Annotated in this window: 17 protein-coding genes; 5 read left to right on the top strand and 12 right to left on the bottom strand. The window is 62.0% G+C overall.

What is annotated here, in order from left to right:
• Positions 1-53: 53 nt before the first annotated feature.
• From BM70_RS0116620 to BM70_RS0116580, 9 genes are all read right to left on the bottom strand, one after another.
• Positions 54-872, bottom strand: coding sequence for a phosphoglycolate phosphatase (locus BM70_RS0116620; protein WP_025857057.1), 819 nt, complete (start codon positions 870-872; stop codon positions 54-56).
• A complete protein-coding gene (gene rpe, locus BM70_RS0116615) occupies positions 869-1,543 on the bottom strand; it encodes a ribulose-phosphate 3-epimerase (RefSeq protein WP_025857056.1) in 675 nt (224 codons plus the stop codon). The genes BM70_RS0116620 and rpe overlap by 4 nt, the downstream gene beginning before the upstream one ends.
• Before the next feature lie 84 nt (positions 1,544-1,627).
• Positions 1,628-2,776, bottom strand: coding sequence for an iron-containing alcohol dehydrogenase (locus BM70_RS0116610; RefSeq protein WP_025857055.1), 1,149 nt, complete (start codon positions 2,774-2,776; stop codon positions 1,628-1,630).
• 170 nt (positions 2,777-2,946) lie between these two features.
• The gene (locus tag BM70_RS0116605; protein ID WP_025857054.1) at positions 2,947-3,771 is read right to left on the bottom strand and encodes an ABC transporter permease; all 825 of its coding nucleotides are present in this window, start codon (positions 3,769-3,771) and stop codon (positions 2,947-2,949) included.
• Positions 3,772-3,783: 12 nt separating this feature from the next.
• Entirely contained in the window at positions 3,784-5,031 is a 1,248-nt protein-coding gene (locus BM70_RS0116600; RefSeq protein WP_025857053.1) for an ABC transporter permease, read from the bottom strand.
• Positions 5,032-5,197: 166 nt separating this feature from the next.
• A complete protein-coding gene (locus BM70_RS0116595; RefSeq protein WP_010206957.1) occupies positions 5,198-6,238 on the bottom strand; it encodes an ABC transporter substrate-binding protein in 1,041 nt (346 codons plus the stop codon).
• A gap of 43 nt (positions 6,239-6,281) precedes the next feature.
• A complete protein-coding gene (locus BM70_RS0116590; protein ID WP_025857052.1) occupies positions 6,282-7,394 on the bottom strand; it encodes an ABC transporter ATP-binding protein in 1,113 nt (370 codons plus the stop codon).
• A 293-nt stretch (positions 7,395-7,687) separates the two neighbouring features.
• The gene (locus BM70_RS0116585) at positions 7,688-8,317 is read right to left on the bottom strand and encodes a response regulator transcription factor (protein ID WP_025857051.1); all 630 of its coding nucleotides are present in this window, start codon (positions 8,315-8,317) and stop codon (positions 7,688-7,690) included.
• Positions 8,318-8,335: 18 nt separating this feature from the next.
• Positions 8,336-10,330: a histidine kinase gene (locus tag BM70_RS0116580; protein ID WP_025857050.1), complete on the bottom strand. Its 1,995-nt coding sequence runs from the start codon at positions 10,328-10,330 to the stop codon at positions 8,336-8,338.
• Positions 10,331-10,407: 77 nt separating this feature from the next.
• On the opposite strand from BM70_RS0116580, the gene BM70_RS0116575 reads away from it, so the two are divergent.
• Positions 10,408-11,382 carry an alpha/beta hydrolase family protein gene (locus BM70_RS0116575; RefSeq protein WP_025857049.1) on the top strand — a complete coding sequence of 325 codons (975 nt, stop codon included), beginning with the start codon at positions 10,408-10,410 and terminating at the stop codon, positions 11,380-11,382.
• A gap of 54 nt (positions 11,383-11,436) precedes the next feature.
• Here the strand turns inward: BM70_RS0116575 and BM70_RS0116570 are convergent, their stop codons facing one another.
• The 3 genes from BM70_RS0116570 to BM70_RS0116560 are packed head-to-tail and all read right to left on the bottom strand — an operon-like array spanning position 11,437 to position 13,902.
• Complete coding sequence (locus BM70_RS0116570) at positions 11,437-12,204, bottom strand: TerB family tellurite resistance protein (protein WP_025857048.1); 768 nt, start codon at positions 12,202-12,204, stop codon at positions 11,437-11,439.
• 1 nt (position 12,205) lies between these two features.
• Entirely contained in the window at positions 12,206-12,880 is a 675-nt protein-coding gene (murU, locus tag BM70_RS0116565) for an N-acetylmuramate alpha-1-phosphate uridylyltransferase MurU (protein ID WP_025857047.1), read from the bottom strand.
• The gene (locus tag BM70_RS0116560) at positions 12,877-13,902 is read right to left on the bottom strand and encodes an aminoglycoside phosphotransferase family protein (protein ID WP_025857046.1); all 1,026 of its coding nucleotides are present in this window, start codon (positions 13,900-13,902) and stop codon (positions 12,877-12,879) included. Before BM70_RS0116560 ends, murU begins: the two co-directional genes overlap by 4 nt.
• Positions 13,903-14,032: 130 nt before the next feature.
• Here BM70_RS0116560 and BM70_RS0116555 point away from each other — a divergent pair, with 130 nt between their 5' ends.
• The 4 genes from BM70_RS0116555 to rsmA are packed head-to-tail and all read left to right on the top strand — an operon-like array spanning position 14,033 to position 19,953.
• Complete coding sequence (locus BM70_RS0116555) at positions 14,033-16,846, top strand: LPS-assembly protein LptD (protein ID WP_025857045.1); 2,814 nt, start codon at positions 14,033-14,035, stop codon at positions 16,844-16,846.
• Complete coding sequence (locus tag BM70_RS0116550; protein ID WP_025857044.1) at positions 16,821-18,158, top strand: peptidylprolyl isomerase; 1,338 nt, start codon at positions 16,821-16,823, stop codon at positions 18,156-18,158. Before BM70_RS0116555 ends, BM70_RS0116550 begins: the two co-directional genes overlap by 26 nt.
• Positions 18,155-19,144: a 4-hydroxythreonine-4-phosphate dehydrogenase PdxA gene (gene pdxA, locus BM70_RS0116545; RefSeq protein WP_025857043.1), complete on the top strand. Its 990-nt coding sequence runs from the start codon at positions 18,155-18,157 to the stop codon at positions 19,142-19,144. The genes BM70_RS0116550 and pdxA overlap by 4 nt, the downstream gene beginning before the upstream one ends.
• Positions 19,141-19,953: a 16S rRNA (adenine(1518)-N(6)/adenine(1519)-N(6))-dimethyltransferase RsmA gene (gene rsmA / locus BM70_RS0116540; protein ID WP_025857042.1), complete on the top strand. Its 813-nt coding sequence runs from the start codon at positions 19,141-19,143 to the stop codon at positions 19,951-19,953. The genes pdxA and rsmA overlap by 4 nt, the downstream gene beginning before the upstream one ends.
• Positions 19,954-19,977 lie beyond the last annotated feature (24 nt).

Here is a 19,977-nt window from a genome sequence, read left to right as displayed (position 1 = left end):
GAGGGTCTAACAGTCAGGTATGCAAACGTGCCGCAGAGCGCGGCCAGGATCAGTCAGGCGCGCCAACGCCAGCGGGCCAGGGCCTTGATGACTTTCATCCAGAGTTTGCGAGTGACCACCACGATGGAATTTCCAGAAGGGGACGGATCTGTATCGGGCAACGTTATCTCAGCGCCAGCTCCCAAGCAACCGGGGATTAGCAGGCGCAGATCATCAATCACCATTGCCGGCGACTCTTCGGCGATCGGCCGGCCATGGTTATAGCCGTAGCTGAGGGCCACACACTGCACGCCCGCGGCCTTTGCCGCCTGCACATCACTGCGCGAATCGCCGACAAACAACGACTGCGACGCCGGGATATTGGCCATTTTCATCACGAAAAACAGCGCCGCCGGGTCGGGTTTTTTCTGCGGCAGGGTGTCGCCACCGATGATCCAGCGGAAATAACGGCCGATTTTCATCTGGTCCAGCAGCGGCGCGACAAAGCGTTCCGGCTTGTTGGTGATCAGGGCCATTTCCACGCCCTGCTTGCTCAGCCACTTGAGGGTGTCGCGCACGCCCGGGTAAACCACGGTCAGTTCGTGGCCGTCTTCATAGGCAGCGTTGAACAGTTCCAGGGCGTGTTCGGCCTCCACATCATCCACGCCTTCGGCATCGATGTTGTTGGCCAAGGCGCGGCGCACCAGCACCTGCACGCCGTTGCCGACCCACTCGCGTACAGACTCGAGCCCGGCCGGCTTGCGCCCCAGCTTGAGCAGCATCTCGTCCACCGCCGCCGCCAGGTCGGGCACCGAGTCGATCAAGGTACCGTCCAGATCGAACATCACCAGCCGTGGCAATTTGCCGGGGAACAGCTGCTCAAAGCCGCTCATGGACGCGCCAGCGCCAGTTCGGCACGCATCTTGTCGATGACTTCCTGGTAGTCCGGCGCGTTGAAGATCGCCGAGCCGGCCACGAAGGTGTCGGCGCCCGCCGCGGCGATTTCGCGGATGTTGTTGACGTTGACCCCGCCGTCGATTTCCAGGCGAATGTCACGGCCCGAGGCGTCGATCAGCGCACGGGCTTCGCGCAGCTTGTTCAGCGTGCCGGGGATGAACTTCTGCCCACCAAAGCCAGGGTTGACGCTCATGAGCAGGATCATGTCGACCTTGTCCATCACGTACTCAAGCACGCTCAGCGGGGTAGCCGGGTTGAACACCAGGCCCGCCTTGCAGCCGCCTTCGCGGATCAGTTGCAGGGTGCGGTCGACGTGCAGCGAAGCTTCCGGGTGGAAGGTGATGTAGGTCGCGCCGGCTTCAACGAAGTCGCCGATGATGCGATCCACCGGGCTGACCATCAGGTGCGCATCGATCGGCGCAGTGATGCCGTACTTGCGCAACGCGGCGCAGACCATCGGGCCGATGGTCAGGTTGGGCACGTAGTGGTTGTCCATGACATCGAAGTGCACGAAGTCGGCACCGGCGGCCAACACCTTGTCCACTTCCTCACCCAGGCGGGCGAAGTCGGCGGAGAGAATCGATGGAGCAATGACGAAGGGCTGCATGACGCACCTTTTTTGAGCTAAATCACGATGGCGCGCATTGTATACCTCATGCTTTGCCGCGCGCACCGTGACCTAACTCAACGGTTAGTAAGCCGCCCGATAGATTTTCTCGATATCGGCCGCGCTGAGCTTGCGCGGATTGTTGCGCATCAACCGCTCAATGCCCGCCGCCTCTACCGCCATGGCGGGGATCGCGTCCTCGGGAACCCCGAAACTGTGCAGCCCTGCCGGGATCTCGACGGCGGCGCACAGTCGCGTCATCGCCGCCACTGCCTGGTCAGCGGCATCGTTGACGCTCAAGCCGGTGACATTCACGCCCATGGCCTGCGCAATGTCCTGCATGCGCTCCACACAGGCCAACTTGTTCCAGTGCATCACGTAGGGCAGCAACAGCGCATTGCTCACGCCATGGGCGATATTGAAACGCCCGCCGAGTGGATAGGCCAATGCATGCACCGCGCCGACCCCGGCATTGCCGAACGCCATGCCGGCCATCAGGCTGGCGGTCGCCATGTCATCACGGGCCTGCAGGTTGGCCGGGTTGGCGTAGGCCTTGGGCAAGGCATTGGCGATCAGCTTGATCGCGCCGATGGCCAGGGCGTCGGTGATCGGCGAGGCATTCAGCGACAAGTAGGATTCAATGGCATGCACCAGCGCATCGACGCCGCTGGCAGCGGTGACGCTGCGTGGGCAGGTCAGGGTCATTTGCGGGCTGATCAGCGCCACATCCGGCAGCAAGTAGTCGCTGACGATGCCTTTTTTCAGCTGCGCGGCCTTGTCGGAGAGGATCGCCACATTGGTCACCTCCGAACCGGTGCCGGCGGTGGTGGGGATGGCAATCAGCGGCGGGCCCTTGCGCGGCACCTGGTCGACGCCGAACAAATCAGCCAGCGCGCCGTGATACCCGGCATAGGCGGCAACACTTTTGGCGATGTCGATGGCGCTGCCGCCGCCCACACCGATCAGCCCATCATGCCCGCCCTCGCGGTAGACGCGCATGCAGTCCTCCACGATGGCGATTTCCGGGTCGGGCAATACGCGGTCGAAAATCTCGTAGGTGCGTTCGCCCAGGTGTTCGAGGGCCAACGCCACAGTGCCGGACTTGACCAGCGCGACGTCGGTGACGATCAGCGGGTTATCCACATCCAGGCGGGTGAGCTCGGAGGCCAGTTGTTCGATGGCGCCAGCGCCGGTGAGCAGTTTGTGGGCGATCTTGAATGAGGAAGTACTCATGTGCACGGCCTCTTATTCGGAAATGGGCTGGCACAAGAGTAGCTCGGGAATTGGCGTTGTCAGCCATTCATGGTTCGAATAGTCGCCACGCCCTTGTAGGAGCCCGGCTTGCCGGCGATGGCGATCTTCAGGGCACCATCGCCGGCAAGCCGGGCTCCTACAAAGACGAGTCAGACCTGGGCGGTGCGCAGCTTTTCGCTACGGCCACGCAGCCATTCCAGGGTCAGCAACAGCAGCACGGAGAAGGCAATCAACAAGGTCGCCGCCGCCGCAATCGTCGGGCTGAGGTTTTCGCGGATGCCGCTGAACATCTGGCGTGGCAGGGTCGCTTGCTCGGGACCGGCGAGGAACAGCGTCACCACCACTTCGTCGAACGACGTGGCGAAGGCAAACAACGCCCCGGAAATCACCCCTGGCGCGATCAACGGCAACGTCACCCGGCGGAACGCGGTGAGTGGCGAAGCACCGAGACTGGCGGCCGCCCGCACCAGGTTCTGGTTGAACCCCTGCAACGTGGCCGACACGGTGATGATCACGAACGGCACGCCCAGCACCGCATGCACCACGATCAACGAGAAAAAGCTGTTACCCAGGCCCAGTGGCGCAAAAAACAGGTAGCTGGCCACGCCAATGATCACCACCGGCACCACCATCGGCGAAATCACCAGCGCCATCACCAGCGCCTTGCCGGGGAAATTGCCGCGGGTCAGGCCGATCGCCGCCAGGGTGCCGAACACCATGGCCAGCACTGTGGCCGCCGGGGCGACGATGATGCTGTTCTTCAACGCCCGCATCCACTCTGCCGAGGCGAAGAAGTCCTGGTACCAGTGCAGCGAAAAGCCTTGCAGCGGGTACACCAGGAAACTGCCGCTGTTGAACGACAGCGGGATGATCACCAGCACCGGCAGGATCAAAAACAACAGGATCAAGCCGCAGAGGATCCGCAAGCTGTAGAACCAGACCCGCTCGACGGGCGACATGTAAGGGCTCAGCATCGCAAGGTCTCCTTAGCTCAGGCGCAGGCGACTGGCGCCCACCAGCCGGTTGTAGATCAGGTACAGCACCACGGTGGCCAGCAGCAGCAAGCCGCCCAACGCCGTGGCCATGCCCCAGTTGATGCTGGTGTTGGTGTAGAACGCCACGAAATAGCTGACCATCTGGTCGTTCGGGCTGCCCAGCAGTGCCGGGGTGATGTAGTAACCAATCGCCAGGATGAACACCAGCAGGCAACCGGCGCCGACACCGGCATAGGTCTGCGGGAAGTACACGCGCCAGAAACTGGTGAACGGGTGGCAGCCCAGGGATATGGCCGCACGCATGTAGGTGGGCGAGATGCCCTTCATCACGCTGTAGATCGGCAGGATCATGAACGGCAGCAGGATATGCACCATAGAGATGTAGACCCCGGTACGGTTGAACACCAATTCCAGCGGCTTATCGATCAAGCCCATGCCCATCAGTGCGCTGTTGATCAGGCCGCCGGATTGCAGCAACACGATCCACGCCGCCACGCGCACGAGGATCGAGGTCCAGAACGGCAGCAACACCAGAATCATCAGCAAGTTGCTCTTGCGCGCCGACAGGTTGGCCAACAGGTAGGCCAGGGGATAGGCCAGCAGTAGGCAGATGGCGGTGATCACCAGGCCCATCCAGAACGTACGGGCGAAGATGTCCAGGTAGATTGCCTGGTCGGGTGTGGCCGGCGCGACTTCGCCAAGGTCGTCGATACGGTGATCGACGGCCGCCAGCAGGTAGAACGGCGTCAGGTTGCTGGTATTGCGCCGGATCGCCTGCCAGTACGCCGGGTCGCCCCAGCGTTCGTCGAGGTTTTCCAGCGCTTCTTTATAAGAGGCAGGCGCTTCGCTGAATGGCAGCGCCCGTGCGGTTTTGGTCAGCAGGCTGCGGTAGCCGGCCAACTCCATGTTCAGGCGCTTGGACAAATCGCCCAGGGTCTGGTTTTTGCGCGCCTCGCCCAGGTCCTCACTGAGGGCCTGGTACACCGGCTCGCCTGGCAGGCCACGACCGTCCCAAGTGGTCACCGCGACCACAGTACGCGGCAAACCGCCCACCACTTCCGGGTTGCCGACGCTCTTGAACAACAGCGCCACGATCGGCACCAGGAACACCAGCAGCAAGAACAGCACCAGCGGCGCAATCAAGGCCTGGGCCTTCCAGCGATTGAGCCGCTCGGCACGCGCCAGGCGCTGCTTGAGGGTGGGGCTGTTGACCTCGTTCGAGGGAACGGCGATGGCCATGGCTGACTCCGGAAAATCTACGGTTGGGACCTTGGTAAACACGGTCCCTGTAGGAGCTGGCTTGCCTGCGATGGCATCAACTCGGTGCATCAGCTGTACCGAGGTGTCTGCATCGCAGGCAAGCCAGCTCCCACATGAAGCGGTTTCGCCAGAGGGGTATGCGGTTTTACTTGGCAGCCCACGAGTTGAAGCGCTGCTCCAGTTGCTCGCCGTTGTCCGCCCAGAAGCTCACATCGATCTGCACCTGGTTGGCGATGTTTTCCGGGGTGGTCGGCATGTCCTTCAGCACGTCCTTGGCCAGCAACGGCACGGCTTGGGTGTTGGCCGGGCCGTAGGCGATGTTTTCCGAGTAGGTCTTCTGCTGCTGTGGCTGCACCGAGAAGGCGATGAATTTCTTCGCCGCCTCGGCGCGGTCCTTGGCCAGGCCTTTAGGAATGGCCCAGGCATCGAAGTCGTAGATACCGCCGTTCCATACCACTTTCAGGTTGCTTTCTTTCTGCACGGCAGCAATGCGACCGTTGTAGGCCGAGCTCATCACCACGTCACCCGAGGCCAGGTACTGCGGCGGTTGTGCGCCGGCTTCCCACCACTGGATCGACGGTTTGAGTTCGTCGAGTTTCTTGAACGCACGGTCCTGGCCATCTTTGCCGGCCAGCACTTTGTACACGTCCTTCGGCGCCACACCGTCAGCCATCAAGGCGAATTCCAGGGTGTACTTGGCGCCTTTGCGCAGGCCACGCTTGCCGGGGAATTTCTTGGTGTCCCAGAAATCCGCCCAGCTGGTTGGTGCGGACGCCAGTTTGTCGGCGTTGTAGGCCAGCACGGTCGACCACACAAAGAAGCCCACACCGCACGGCTGGATCGCCCCCTTCACGTAGTCGGCGGTGTTGCCGAACAGTTTCGGGTCCAGCGGTTCGAACATGTCTTCATCGCAGCCACGGGACAGCTCCGGCGACTCCACTTCTACCAGGTCCCAGGACACGCTCTTGGTGTCGACCATGGCTTTGACCTTGGCCATTTCACCGTTGTACTCGCCGGCGACGATCTTGCCGTTGCCCGCGCTTTCCCACGGTGCATAGAAGGCCTTGACCTGGGCTGCCTTGTTCGCGCCGCCAAAGGACACGACCGTCAGGTCCGGGCCTGCCATGGCCTGTGTCGCACCCATCAAGCTCAATGCCAAAACGGAATACTTCAAGGAACTCAACATTGTTGTTCTCTCCACGTGCAGGGTTGGTGAAGCCAGGGGGCGATCAATTCGCCTCTAGAAGTGGGTCGAGTGCGCGAACGTGCTCGACTTGCCAGCCAATCGGTACCACGTCGCCGACCGCCAGGGCTGGGTCCAGCTCGGCAATCGGTTGTTTCACAAAAAAATCGGTCTTGCCGCAGACTTCCAGGCGCACGCGCACGTGGTCGCCCAGGTAGATGAACTCTGCCACCCGCCCGGAGAAGCGGTTGACGCAGCTTTCGCTGGAGCCATTGAGGCTGACGCGCTCCGGGCGCACCGACAGGGTCACCGGGCCGCCGACCTGGCCGACATTCACGGCCAACGCCTCGACCTTCTCGCCCCGCGCCAGCTCCACCACACAGCGCTCGCCGGTGTGGCTGTGCAGGCGGCCGTTGAGGCGGTTGTTCTCGCCGATGAAGTTGGCGACGAAGGTGTTCTTCGGTTCTTCATACAAGGTGCGCGGTGCGGCGATCTGCTGGATCTCGCCCTGATGGAACACCGCCACCCGGTCAGACATGGTCAAGGCTTCGCCTTGGTCGTGGGTCACGTACACCACGGTCACGCCGAGGCGCTGGTGCAGGTGCTTGATCTCCATCTGCATGTGTTCGCGCAGTTGCTTGTCGAGGGCACCGAGGGGTTCGTCCATCAGCACCAGTTGCGGTTCGAATACCAGCGCACGGGCCAAGGCCACACGCTGTTGCTGACCACCAGAGAGTTGCGCCGGATAGCGCTGGGCGAAGGCGTCGAGCTGGACCATGCTCAGCACGCGTTTGACCCGCTCGCTGATGTCGGTCTTGCTCAAGCCACGCACCGACAGCGGGAACGCCAGGTTTTCGGCGACGGTCATGTGCGGGAACAGTGCGTAGTTCTGGAACACCATGCCGATATCGCGCTTGTGCGGTGGCACGTTGTTGATGGAGCGCCCGGCCAGCTGGATTTCGCCAGCGGTCGGCGTCTCAAAGCCGGCGAGCATCATCAGGCTGGTGGTCTTGCCGGAGCCGGACGGCCCGAGCAGGGTCAGGAACTCGCCCTTGCGAATCTCCAGGTTGAGGTCTTTGACGATCAGGTTCTCGCCGTCGTAGCTCTTCTGCACGCCACGAAAGCTGACCAGCACATCATTTGTATCCACCTCGCTCATACCCGCACCTTTGTATTTTGGACTGCTGTGGAACAAGCGTAGTCCAGGCGCAAGGTCCCGGAAATCGGGGGCCAGGAGAGAATCGCATCAGCCGGATGGAAGGTTTGGGGTAGGGATTGCCCTACACGGATGGCGGGGACAGGACAGCGCTGCGCCAAGGGGGGAGCTGCAAGCGCCAAGAAAGGGCATCTACCTGCGAGACACCTGTCGCAAACAGACATGCCCCGCCCTGTAGGAGCCCGGCTTGCCGGCGATGGCGTCCGTTGCATCGCCATCACCGGCAAGCGAGGCGTCTACAAGAGTTTGTGTTCCATGGCGTACTTCACCAGTTCGGCCAGGGAAGTGATATTGAGCTTTTGCATCAACCGCGCCTTGTGGGTGCTGATGGTCTTGCTGCTCAGCGCCAGTTGCTGGGCGATGTCGTTGACATTGGCGCCCTGGGCCAGGCGCTCGAACACCGAAAACTCACGCTCCGACAGCAATGAATGCAGCGGCCGGGCATCGGTGAGGCCGACTTCGAAGACCATGCGGTCGGCCAGGTCCGGGTCGATGTAACGCCCGCCGGCCGCCACCTTGCGGATCGCCGTCAGCAACAGCGCCGGGTCGCTGTCCTTGGTGGCGTAGCCGGCGGCGCCGACCTTCAAGGCGCGGGCGGCCATTTGCGCTTCGTCATGCATCGACAGCACCAGGATCGCCGGCGGATTGTTCAGCGCGCGGATGCGCGCAATCGCTTCCAGGCCGTTGACGCCAGGCATCGAGATATCCAGCAATACCACCTCGCACGGCACATGACGCAACGTCTCCAGCAGTTGCTCGCCATTGCTCGCTTCCCCAACCACCAACAGGTCTTTGGCCAGGCCGATCAATTGCTTGATGCCTTCACGAACAATGGTGTGGTCTTCGGCTACCAGTACGCGGATCACAGGGACTTCCTCTTGGTGTTATGCATCCAACGGCACCGTGACACTCAGGGTGGTGCCCTCCCCCAGTTCGCTGTCCAGGCTCAATTGCCCACCCATGATCAGCACACGCTCACGCATGCCCACCAGGCCGAATGAGACCGGGCGGCCCTGAGCCTGGATGAAACCGACACCATCATCGCTGATGGTCAGGCGCAAATCAGAGCCCTCGATGGCAAGGGTCAGCTCCACAGTATGCGCCTGGGCATGACGCATCACATTGGTCAGCGCTTCCTGCAGAATGCGGAACAGGCCGATGGCCTTGGCATCGCTCAGGGTCGGCAGGTTATCCGGCACCTGGACCAGGCAGGGAATTTGCGTGCGCGCTTCAAAACGCCGCGCCTGCCATTCGATGGCCGAGGCAATGCCGGCATCCAGAATCGGCGGACGCAGCGCCGTCGCCACATCGCGTACCAACTGGAACAACTGGGCGATCAGGCGCTTCATGCTGTTCAAGCGCTCGTGCAAACCCGGATCGAGTTGCGCATAGGCCAGCTCGCACATCGAGGTTTCAAGCTTGAGCACCGTCAGCATTTGCCCGAGTTCGTCATGCACCTCGCGGGCGATGCGCGCCTTCTCTTCTTCGCGCACGGTTTCCAGGTGGGCGGACAGTTCGCGCAACTGCGCCTCACTTTGCAGCAACGCGGCCAAAGTCCGGCGCAGCTCGCTGACGTCATTGAGGTAGACCACCAGGTACTCGGCCTCGGCAAACCGCAGAAAGCTCAAGGACACATTGGTCGGCAGGACGCTGCCATCGGCGCGCCGACAATCGGTGGCGAAATTCTGCGGGCCGTCCTCGCTGGCCCGCGCACGCTTCCACAGGTTGAGCCAGCGATCCATGTCCAGGCTCGGATCCAGGTCGGCCAGCGGCCGTTCGATCAGTGCACCGGGGGCGTAGCCAAGCATGCTTTCGGCCGCGCGGTTGGCATAGCGCACATGGCTGTCCCAATTGACCCAGAGGATGCCGACGGTGCTTTGATCGATGGAAAATTGCGTCAGCCGCAAAGCTTCGGCCCCGGCGGCACGGGCCGCGCTTTCTTCGCGCGCGGCCAAAAGGCCATGTTCCAGCACCCGTTGCTGGCGCCGTTGCCAGAACACAGTGGCCAGGCTGGCGAGCAGCAACAGGCCCAGCAACAGGCTGAGGTTTTGCCACAGGCCCGGGGACTCTGTCAGGCGCGGGTACTTGGGTTGCAGCCAGCGGTTGTGCAGTTGGTCCAGATCGCGGGCGGGGATGGCGCGAAGTGCGCTTTGCATGATGCCCGCCAGCTCCGGCCATTCCCGGCGCGTGGCTACCCGCAGCAATTGCGGCAGGCCGATATCGCCCACCACCGCCAGCCCGGCGAATTCCGCCTCGCCCGACAAACGGCTCAATTGCGCCTCATCCACCACCGCGTAGCGCGCCTGCTGGCTCACCAATAATTGCAGGGCCTGGCGCTCCATCGGCACGCCTTGCAGGTTGAGGCCGGGATAGGTACTGCGCAGGTAATCGGCGACGGCACTGGGCATGCGCACGGCGACACGGGATCGATCATCGAGCTTTTCCAACTCCACGGCGCCGCCGCCCTCGCGAATACCGACGATGTGCTGCGGCACGCGCATGTAGGGGTCAGTGAACAGCCATAAGCGCAAACCAGCCGGGGTTTGTTGCAGGCCAGGGGCGATGTCCACTTCGCCCTCGCGTACGGCAGCTTCCAGTTGTTCCTGATTAGGGAAGTTGCGCCAGGTCAGCTCGATGTTCAGCGCCTTGGCCAGCCACTGCATCAACTCGACGTTCGCCCCGGACAGCCGTTGCAAACGCCGATCGTATTGCGCGTAAGGCGCCTGCAACACCAGGCCCACCCTCAGCTCCGGGTGCTGCGCCAGCCATTCGCGTTGCTGCGCATTGAGCTGCACCTGGGGTGCGGCGGGCGCAGGGGCGGCATTTGCCATCAAGGCAAGGCACAAACAGCCGATAACCAGCAGACAGCGAAAACCCATGATCCACGTCTCACATCACTGACAAATACTGACCAACCCATTAGGCTGCTGGAATCATTTCTGGCCGGGAATTAACGATGCCCTTTTTCCACCGTTCGGCACTGCCAGCATTGTGCTTGTCGCTGCTGATTACCAGTGCCTTTTCTGTACAGGCTGCTGACGCCCCTGAGGCCGCCCCCGAAAAACCCGTCGAGCGCCAACCCTTGGCCGAGCGTAGCCAGGAAGAAGCCAGCGCCCTGGAACGCAAAATCCCGCAACAGGAACAGCAACAACTGCAGGCCGGCAGCGATTCATTCCTCGCCCTGTGGAAACCCGCCAACAGCGCCGAGCCCGAAGGTGTGGTGATTATCGTACCGGGCGCCGGCGAAAATGCTGACTGGCCGCAAGCAATCAGCCCGTTGCGGCACAAATTGCCGGATGCTAATTGGGGCAGCCTCAGCCTGTCGTTGCCGGATGTGAGCGTAGACACCCTGCCACCGCGCGTGATGGAAGCGCCCAAGGCCACCGTCGACACCAGCAGCAAAGAGGCGAGCACCGCCGACAAACCCATCGAGCAAGCTGCCAGCGCCGAAGCCGAAGGCACTGACCCAGCAGTGGTTCCCGGAGTCGACGAGCAAGACAAGACCGACGCCTCGCGCATCTTCGACCGCATCGACGCCGCCGTGGCCTTCGCCCAGACCCAAAGCGCGCGCAGCGTAGTGCTGCTCGGCCATGGCACCGGCGCCTGGTGGGCTGCACGGTATTTGAGCGAAAAACAGCCAACCCAGGTGCAGAAGTTCGTCATGGTCGCAGCGCAGACGCCTACCGGGCGCCATCCGGATATCCAGCAACTGGCCCCCGGTTTGAAGGTGCCAACCGCCGATGTCTTCTATCAAGACGCAGCCCAATCACGCAAAAACGCCCTGGCCCGCGCCCAGGCGGCCAAGCGCTTGAAGAACGAGGGCTACCGGCAGGTGTCGTTGAAAGCCCTGCCCGGCAACAGTGATGCCGGACAGGAGCAGTTGTATCGCAGGATTCGCGGCTGGCTGAGCCCGCAAGCAAGCGCCGACTGAGGGAACACCGCAGGTCCCCTGTGGGAGCGGGTTATCAACATGAAGAAACGAAATCTAACGGAAATCCCGACGCTCGCGGATCAATGCATAGGCACTGTGCAATTCACGGGTGCGCTCGGTGGCCTCACGCACTTGCGCGGGGCTGGCACCGGTGCCGGCGATCTTGTCCGGATGATGACGACTGAGCAGGCGCCGGTATGCGCGCTTGATCGCCGACGGCTCAGTGGTAGCCGTCACGCCCAGCAACCGCAACGCGTCCTGATAGGAACCGCCCCGGTTCACCAACGGCTTGCGCTCCGGCGTGTAGTCGGCCGCCAGCGCCTGGAGTTGTTGCGGCGTCCAGCCCAGCCATTTGCCCCACAGGTCGATCAGGTCGCGCTCGGCATCATCCGCCCTGCCGTCCGCCCAGACCATGCGCCAGCAGGCGCGCAACACGCCTTCCGCCGCATGGGGTTGAGCCTTGAGCACGCGCAGATAGCTGCGCACTCGGTCGGAGCCGGACTTGCCGCGATTGAACGCCGCAATCGCACGGCGCTGGGCCGAGTCGCTCATGTCCAGCGCACGCATTTCATGGCGCGCCTGCTGGATGTGCCCATCCACCACTCGCCCATTGCTCTTGGCCAGACGGCCCAGCAACACAAACAACAACTCGTCATTGCGTAATGCCGGGCGTCCGCCCAGGCGCTCGCGCAACTGCGCCCAACTCTGCAGTTGCAGGCGGCGGTCCAGCGCCTGCCCCAACAGCGCCCCCAACAAAGCCCCCGGAATACTGGCGATGGCAAAGCCAGCCCCGGCGCCGATCAGCGTCCCTGGCCACAACATGCTACTGCCCCGCTGTCAGCAGGGTTTCGACCTGCGCGAGGCGCTCCAACGTGCCGACATCAATCCAGCGTCCCGCCATGTGTTCCCCCGTTACCTGACCTTTGGCCATGGCTGCCCGTAGCAGCGGCGCCAGCTTGAAGGCTCCGGCGCTGCACCCCGCGAACAGCTTGGGGTCGAGCACTGAAATGCCACTGAAGGTCAGGTTATCGGCACCGGCCGCCGCATCATGAAGCAAACCTTGATCAAGGTAGAAATCACCGCCCGAAGGGTGATGCGCCGGGTTATCGACCATCACCAGATGGGCCAGGCCCTTGAGTGGTTGCTTCAGTTGGGTGAAGTCGTAGTCGGTCCAGATATCGCCATTGACCACCAGGAAGGGTTCATCGCCCAATAATGGCAGCGCCTGGAAAATCCCCCCGCCGGTTTCCAGCGGTTCGCCCTCGGGGGAGTAACGGATGCGCAAGCCAAACTGCGCGCCATCCCCCAGATAGCTTTCGATCTGCTGGCCGAGCCAGGCATGGTTGATCACGATATCGGTGAAGCCAGCCTTGGCCAGCGCCTCCAGGTGATACTCGATGAGGCGCTTGCCCCCGGCCTGCACCAACGGCTTGGGCGTGTGCAGGGTGAGCGGACGCATCCGCTCGCCTTTGCCGGCCGCCAGGATCATGGCCTTCATACGCTCGCCTCAACCGGCTCGCGCAGGCTGGCCAGCAGCTCACCCAGTTCGCTCAACTCCGGACGGTCCGCCAGCACGGCTTCTATATAAGCAAAGAAGCGCGGCACATCGGCCAGGTAACGAGGCTTGCCATCGCGATGGCAGATGCGCGCGAAAATCCCGATGACCTTGAGGTGACGCTGCACGCCCATCAAGTCGCTGGCGCGCAGGAAGTCTTCGAAATCCGCCTGCACCGGAATGCCCGCTTGCCCCGCTCGCTCCCAATAGCCGCGCTGCCAGTCCCGCACGCGGGCCTTGGGCCAGCTGAGGAAAGCGTCCTTGAACAGGCACGTGATGTCGTAGGTGACAGGCCCGTAGACCGCATCCTGGAAATCCAGCACGCCTGGGTTCGGCGCGCTGATCATCAGGTTGCGCGGCATGTAGTCGCGGTGCACCAGCACTTTCGGTTGCGCCAGGGCGCTGTCGATCAAGTGGTCGCTGACACGCTGCCAGAGCGCGTGTTGCTGCGTATCCAGTTCGATACCCAGGTGCCGGCGTACGTACCACTCTGGAAACAATTCGAGTTCGCGGCGCAGCAAGGCCACGTCATAGCTGGGCAGTGGCGCGTCCATCGGCAGTTGCTGGAAAGCCAGCAAGGTGTCTATGGCCTCGGCAAACAATTGATCGGCGTTTTTGTCGTCAATCACGTCCAGATAGGTTTTTCTGCCCAGGTCATTGAGCAAAAGAAAGCCTCGCGGCAAATCTTCTGCGTAAATTTTTGGAACATTTATTCCCGACTTCGCCAGCAAATGCGCGATATCGACGAAAGGTTTGCAGTTTTCCTGGGGGGGTGGAGCGTCCATTACCACGAATGTCCGGTCACCGCCTTCCCAACGGAAATAGCGCCTGAAACTCGCGTCGCTGCTGGCCGCGGTCAATGTGGCCGGGGGTACGGCACCCCAGCCTTGAGCGTTGAAAAGGATCGGCAACTGCTCATCCAGCCAGACTTCCAGCTGTTGTAAACGTAGATCTTGCTCGGGCATTACAAGGGTCTCCGACGGCGCTAGCCGTCAAGCGGGGCATGCTTTATTATCACGCATCTTTTTCAGACCATCGAGAGGCGTGCGGCCCAAACCGCGGGCAGATGGCACGCAGGAAGCCCGGACTAATAAGATGGCATTGAAATCCCCCGCGTTTCGTAGAAAATTTCCGTTGCTGGTAACCGGCAGTCTGCTGGCCTTGCAACCCTTCGCCACCTCATTCGTGGTCGCCGCGGAACAGTATGACTGCTCAGTCTCTGCTTCGGGTGCCTGGGATTGCGCGCCGAAAACCGCCGCGACCCCGTTGCCACCACGCCCGGTGCATGACGGCGCCGCCGTCAGTTCCGCCAACAGCACGGCGCAAACCGATGCTGGCGGCAAAGCCGAGGCCGAACCCAAGACCGCACTGGTCACCGAATCCAAGGGCCGTGGCCTGCGTTCGCGCAGCGCCGACTACAGCCACCTGGACTGGGTACCGCGCGAGAAGCTGACCGCAGCGCAGTTGGCCGAAACCGGACCTTACTGCGGCGGTGCGTACATCGAGCCGACTCGTCCTGGCATGAACGACAAGACGAACAAGAGCGATGCGCCCACCTTCATCGGTGCCAAGGCCTCTCGTTACGAGCAGGAACAACAAGTGGCTACCCTGGCCGGTGACGTTGTCATGCGCCAGGGCAGCATGCAGCTGGAGTCGGAAGAAGCCAGCCTGTACCAGGCCGAGAACCGTGGCGAGCTGAACGGCAAAGTCCGTCTGCGCGACAACGGTGCACTGATCGTGGGCGACCACGCCGAAGTGCAACTCGACACCGGCGCCGCTCAGATCGACAACGCCGAATACGTGCTGCACAAGTCGCGTATCCGCGGTAACGCGCTGTACGCCAAGCGCGCCGAAAACGCGATCATCCGTCTCAAGGACGGTACGTACACCACGTGCGAGCCAGACAGCAACGCCTGGCAGCTCAGAGGCAACAACATCACGTTGAACCCGGCCACCGGTTTCGGTACGGCCACCAACGCGACGTTGCGGGTCAAGAACATCCCGATCCTCTATACCCCGTACATCTATTTCCCGATCGACGACCGTCGTCAATCCGGCTTCCTGCCGCCTAGCTTCAGCACGGGCGGCGAAACCGGCTTCACCCTGGTTACGCCGTACTACTTCAACCTGGCGCCCAACTACGACGCCACGCTGTACCCGCAATACATGACCAAGCGCGGTTTGTTGATGGAAGGCGAATTCCGCTACCTCACCAAATCCAGCGAAGGCCAGTTCGGCGGCGCGTACCTGAACGACGACAACGACGAGCGCAAGCGTCAAACCGACTACGAAAAAACCCGCTACATGCTCAACTGGCAACACAAGGGCGGGCTGGATTCGCGTGTACTGACCCAGGTCGACTACACCACGATCAGTGATCCCTACTACTTCCAGGACCTCAAGTCCTACGAGGAAGGTGTAGAGAGCCAGGACTACGTCAACCAGCAAGGCTCCGTGACCTATCGCGGCGACACCTTCCAGGCTCGACTGAACCTGCAGGCCTACCAGTTGGCGACGATTTCCCAGGTCACCCCGTATGACCGCCTGCCGCAGATCACCTTCAACGGTACCCTGCCGTACCATCCGGGTGGCTTGAACTTCAGCTACGAGACCGAGGCAGTACGCTTTGATCGCGACCTGGAAAACGGCAACTTCACCAATGAAGACGGTCAAACCGAGGCACGCCTGGACACCTACGTGCGTGGCCTGACCCGTGCGAACGGTACGCGCCTGAACGTAGCCCCGGCCGTCGAATACCCGATGAACTGGACCTACGGCTTCGTCACACCGAAGCTCAAGTACGTGTACACCAAGTACGACCTGGACCTGGACAACATCGGCAAGAACCAGATCATTGCTGACCAAGCTGCCTCGGTTGCAAACGGAACCCAGTACGCGGGCGGCACGTTCAAGAGCTCCCAGGACCGTGCGGTTCCGGTGGCCAGCATCGACAGCGGCCTGTACTTCGACCGCAACACCAACTGGTTCGGCAAAGACTATCGCCAGACCCTTGAGCCGCGTGCGTTCTACCTGTACGTACCGAACAAGGACCAGGCTGATATCCCAGTCTTCGACACCAGCGAATACTCGTTCAGCTACGCCTCGCTGTTCCGCGACAACCGCTTCAGCGGCGCAGACCGGATCGGTGACGAGAACAAGCTGTCCCTGGGCTTGACCAGCCGCTGGATCGAAGACAACGGCTTCGAACGTCAACGCGTATCCGTGGGCCAGGCGCTGTACTTCAAGGATCGTGAAGTTCAATTGCCGGGCCTCCTGGCCTCTGACCGTGCCGATGCACAGTCGGATGTATCGCCAGTCGCCCTGGACTACGAGTTCCGCTTCAACCGTGACTGGCGCGCCACTGCCGACTACAACTGGGACACCGAGGAACACAGTCCTCGTTCCGGCAGCGCGATGCTTCACTACCAGCCGGAAGACAACCCGAACAAGATCATCAACGTCGGCTATCGCTATCGCAACGACCAAGTGGTTTACAACCAGCTGACCGGCAAATGGCAGTTCGGCGGTGACTACGGGCAGCCAGGCGACCCGAATTTCGTGAAGGATTACTACAAAATCCAGCAACACGACTTCTCGATGATGTGGCCGATCATTCCCCAGTGGAACCTGATCACCCGCTGGCAGTATGACTACGCTCGCAACCGTACCCTGGAAGCCTTCGGTGGTTTCGAGTACGACAACTGCTGCTGGAAACTGCGCGTCATCAACCGTTACTGGGTTTCCAACGACGAATACAGCCAGATCGCCCCGCTTAACGAAAAGGGTGACCACGGGCTCTTCTTCCAGATCGTCCTCAAAGGACTCGGCGGCCTGACCGGCGCCAAGGTAGAGAGCTTCCTCGACAAAGGCATTGAAGGTTATCGTGAACGTGAAGACCAAGCTTTCTGATTGTCTGCGCCCGCTAGTGCTGGGCGCACTGTTCCTGGGTACCGCATCGGCGCACGCTGCGGTTCAAGAACTGGATAAGGTAGTGGCCATCGTCGATAACGACGTGATCATGCAGAGCCAACTGGACCAGCGCGTCAAGGAAGTCCAGCAAACCATCGCCAAGCGTGGCGGTGGCGTGCCACCTACCAGCGTCCTGGACCAACAGGTACTGGAACGCCTGATCGTCGAAAACCTGCAACTGCAGATCGGCGATCGTTCCGGCATCCGTATTTCGGACGAAGAACTGAACCAGGCCGTGGGCACCATTGCCCAGCGCAACAACATGAGCATTGACCAGTTCCGTGCAGCCTTGGCCCACGACGGTTTGTCCTATGAGGACGCCCGTGACCAGATCCGCCGCGAAATGATCATCAGCCGTGTGCGCCAGCGCCGTGTAGCCGAGCGGGTTCAGGTGTCGGAACAGGAAGTGAAGAACTTCCTGGCCTCCGACCTGGGCAAGATGCAGCTTTCCGAAGAGCTGCACCTGGCCAACATCCTGATCCCGACACCGGACAGCGCCAACTCCGAACAGCTCAATGCAGCCGCCGCCAAGACCCAGGCGGTGTACGACCGCCTAAAGGCTGGTGCCGACTTTGCCCAGACGGCCATTGCCGTGTCCGGCAGCGACAACGCTCTCGAGGGCGGTGATATGGGCTGGCGTAAAGCCGCTCAATTGCCACCTCCGTTCGACCGCGAATTGAGCGCCATGGAAGTCGGCGGCATCACTCAGCCAGCCCGTACCCCAGGTGGCTTCATTATCCTGAAGCTGCTGGAACGTCGTGGTGGCGAGACCTCGCTGAAAGACGAAGTGCATGTTCGTCATATCCTGGTCAAACCAAGCGAAATCCGCACCGAAGCCCAAACCAAGGAACTGGCCCAGAAGATCTATGACCGCATCGAAAGCGGTGAAGACTTCGCCACCCTGGCCAAGAGTTTCTCGGAAGACCCGGGTTCTGCCCTCAACGGTGGCGACCTGAACTGGATCGACCCGAAAGCCCTGGTACCGGAGTTCCAGCAAGTGATGGCCGATACCCCGCAAGGCGTATTGTCCAAGCCGTTCAAGACCCAATATGGCTGGCACGTGCTGGAAGTCCTTGGCCGTCGCGCCACCGACAACACCAGCCAGGCTCGCGAGCAACAAGCGCTGAACGTACTACGTAACCGTAAATACGACGAAGAGCTGCAGACCTGGCTGCGTCAGATCCGCGACGAAGCCTACGTTGAGAACAAGCTGCCAGGCGCCCAGACAGGCACCGACCAGGCAGTTCAGTGAAACCCCAGCGTTTCGCGGTGACACCCGGCGAGCCGGCCGGCATTGGTCCTGACCTGTGCCTGCTGGTCGCCTCGCAACCTCAGCCACACCCCCTGATTGCCATTACCAGCCGTGACCTGCTCCTTGAGCGGGCCGCGCAGCTGGGTGTGGTCGTCAATCTGCTGGACGTGACGCCCGGCAATTGGCCCGACCTTCCCGCCCCCGCCGGCAGCCTGTATGTGTGGGACACCGCGCTGCAGGCCAAGGTGGTTGCCGGCAAGCTGGACAAGGCCAACGCCGCCTTCGTGCTGGAAACCCTGACTCGCGCCGGGCAAGGCTGCATCGACGGCGACTTCGCCGGCATGATCACCGCCCCAGTGCACAAGGGCGTGATCAACGAATCCGGTATCGCCTTTTCCGGACACACCGAGTTCCTCGCCGAACTGACCCACACCGAACAAGTGGTGATGATGCTGGCTACGCGCGGCCTGCGGGTCGCACTGGTGACCACGCACCTGCCGCTGCGTGACATTGCCGATGCCATCACCGCCGAGCGTCTGGAACGCGTGACGCGCATTCTGCACGCCGACCTGCAACAGAAGTTCGGCATCGCCCAACCGCGCATCCTGGTCTGCGGGCTCAACCCCCACGCCGGTGAAGGCGGCCACTTGGGCCATGAAGAAATCGACATCATCGAACCAACCCTGGAGCGTCTGCGCCAAGAAGGCATGGACCTGCGCGGCCCACTGCCTGCGGACACTCTGTTTACCCCCAAATATCTGGAGCACTGCGACGCAGTGCTGGCGATGTACCACGACCAGGGGCTGCCGGTGCTTAAATACAAAGGCTTCGGCGCCGCAGTCAACGTGACACTGGGCCTGCCGATCATCCGCACCTCCGTCGACCATGGCACCGCCCTGGACTTGGCAGGCAGCGGCAAGATCGATACCGGCAGCCTGCACGTGGCCCTGGAAACCGCCTATCAGATGGCCGAGACCCGTATATGACCGAGCATTACCAACACCGGGCGCGCAAGCGCTTCGGGCAAAACTTCCTGCACGACGCTGGCGTGATCGACCGTATCCTGCGCTCCATCCATGCCAAGCCCGAAGACCGTCTGCTGGAAATCGGCCCGGGCCAGGGCGCATTGACCCAGGGCCTGCTGGCCAGCGGCGGCCAACTGGACGTGGTTGAGTTGGACAAGGACCTGATCCCGATCCTCAACCAGCAATTCGCCGGCAAGTCCAACTTCAACCTGCATCAGGGTGATGCACTGAAGTTCGACTTCAACACCCTCAACGCAGCGCCCAACAGCCTGCGCGTAGTGGGCAACCTGCCTTACAACATCTCTACGCCGTTGATTTTCCACCTGCTGAACAACGCCGGGATCATCCGCGACATGCACTTCATGCTGCAAAAGGAAGTGGTGGAGCGCCTGGCGGCCGGGCCTGGCGGTGGTGATTGGGGCCGTCTGTCGATCATGGTTCAGTACCACTGCCGCGTCGAACACCTGTTCAACGTCGGGCCTGGCGCGTTCAACCCGCCGCCGAAGGTCGACTCGGCCATCGTGCGCCTGGTGCCCCACGCCGTACTGCCGCACCCCGCCAAGGACCATCGCCTGCTGGAGCGCGTCGTCCGCGAAGCGTTCAACCAGCGTCGCAAGACCCTGCGCAACACGCTCAAGGCGCTGTTGAGCACTGCCGAGATCGAAGCTGCCGGCGTCGATGGCAGCCTGCGTCCCGAGCAACTGGACCTGGCGGCGTTCGTGCGCCTGGCCGACCAGCTTGCGATCCAGCCTGCGCCTGCCGAGGAATGACCTGTACGGCGATGGCGCCCTCAA

The organism is Pseudomonas sp. CHM02 (genome assembly GCF_000612585.1).
Classification (GTDB): domain Bacteria; phylum Pseudomonadota; class Gammaproteobacteria; order Pseudomonadales; family Pseudomonadaceae; genus Aquipseudomonas.
The sequence above is the reverse complement of the archived record's forward strand: the minus strand, read 5'-3'. Positions and strand labels throughout refer to the sequence as shown.

Excerpts from the sequence above, each read along its gene's own strand:
- BM70_RS0116620 (WP_025857057.1), bottom strand. The coding sequence starts at position 872 with ATGAGCGGCTTTGAGCAGCTGTTCCCCGGCAAATTGCCACGGCTGGTG.
- rpe (WP_025857056.1), bottom strand. The coding sequence starts at position 1,543 with ATGCAGCCCTTCGTCATTGCTCCATCGATTCTCTCCGCCGACTTCGCC.
- BM70_RS0116610 (WP_025857055.1), bottom strand. The coding sequence starts at position 2,776 with ATGAGTACTTCCTCATTCAAGATCGCCCACAAACTGCTCACCGGCGCT.
- BM70_RS0116605 (WP_025857054.1), bottom strand. The coding sequence starts at position 3,771 with ATGCTGAGCCCTTACATGTCGCCCGTCGAGCGGGTCTGGTTCTACAGC.
- BM70_RS0116600 (WP_025857053.1), bottom strand. The coding sequence starts at position 5,031 with ATGGCCATCGCCGTTCCCTCGAACGAGGTCAACAGCCCCACCCTCAAG.
- BM70_RS0116595 (WP_010206957.1), bottom strand. The coding sequence starts at position 6,238 with ATGTTGAGTTCCTTGAAGTATTCCGTTTTGGCATTGAGCTTGATGGGT.
- BM70_RS0116590 (WP_025857052.1), bottom strand. The coding sequence starts at position 7,394 with ATGAGCGAGGTGGATACAAATGATGTGCTGGTCAGCTTTCGTGGCGTG.
- BM70_RS0116580 (WP_025857050.1), bottom strand. The coding sequence starts at position 10,330 with ATGGGTTTTCGCTGTCTGCTGGTTATCGGCTGTTTGTGCCTTGCCTTG.
- BM70_RS0116575 (WP_025857049.1), top strand. The coding sequence starts at position 10,408 with ATGCCCTTTTTCCACCGTTCGGCACTGCCAGCATTGTGCTTGTCGCTG.
- BM70_RS0116570 (WP_025857048.1), bottom strand. The coding sequence starts at position 12,204 with ATGTTGTGGCCAGGGACGCTGATCGGCGCCGGGGCTGGCTTTGCCATC.
- murU (WP_025857047.1), bottom strand. The coding sequence starts at position 12,880 with ATGAAGGCCATGATCCTGGCGGCCGGCAAAGGCGAGCGGATGCGTCCG.
- BM70_RS0116560 (WP_025857046.1), bottom strand. The coding sequence starts at position 13,902 with ATGCCCGAGCAAGATCTACGTTTACAACAGCTGGAAGTCTGGCTGGAT.
- BM70_RS0116555 (WP_025857045.1), top strand. The coding sequence starts at position 14,033 with ATGGCATTGAAATCCCCCGCGTTTCGTAGAAAATTTCCGTTGCTGGTA.
- rsmA (WP_025857042.1), top strand. The coding sequence starts at position 19,141 with ATGACCGAGCATTACCAACACCGGGCGCGCAAGCGCTTCGGGCAAAAC.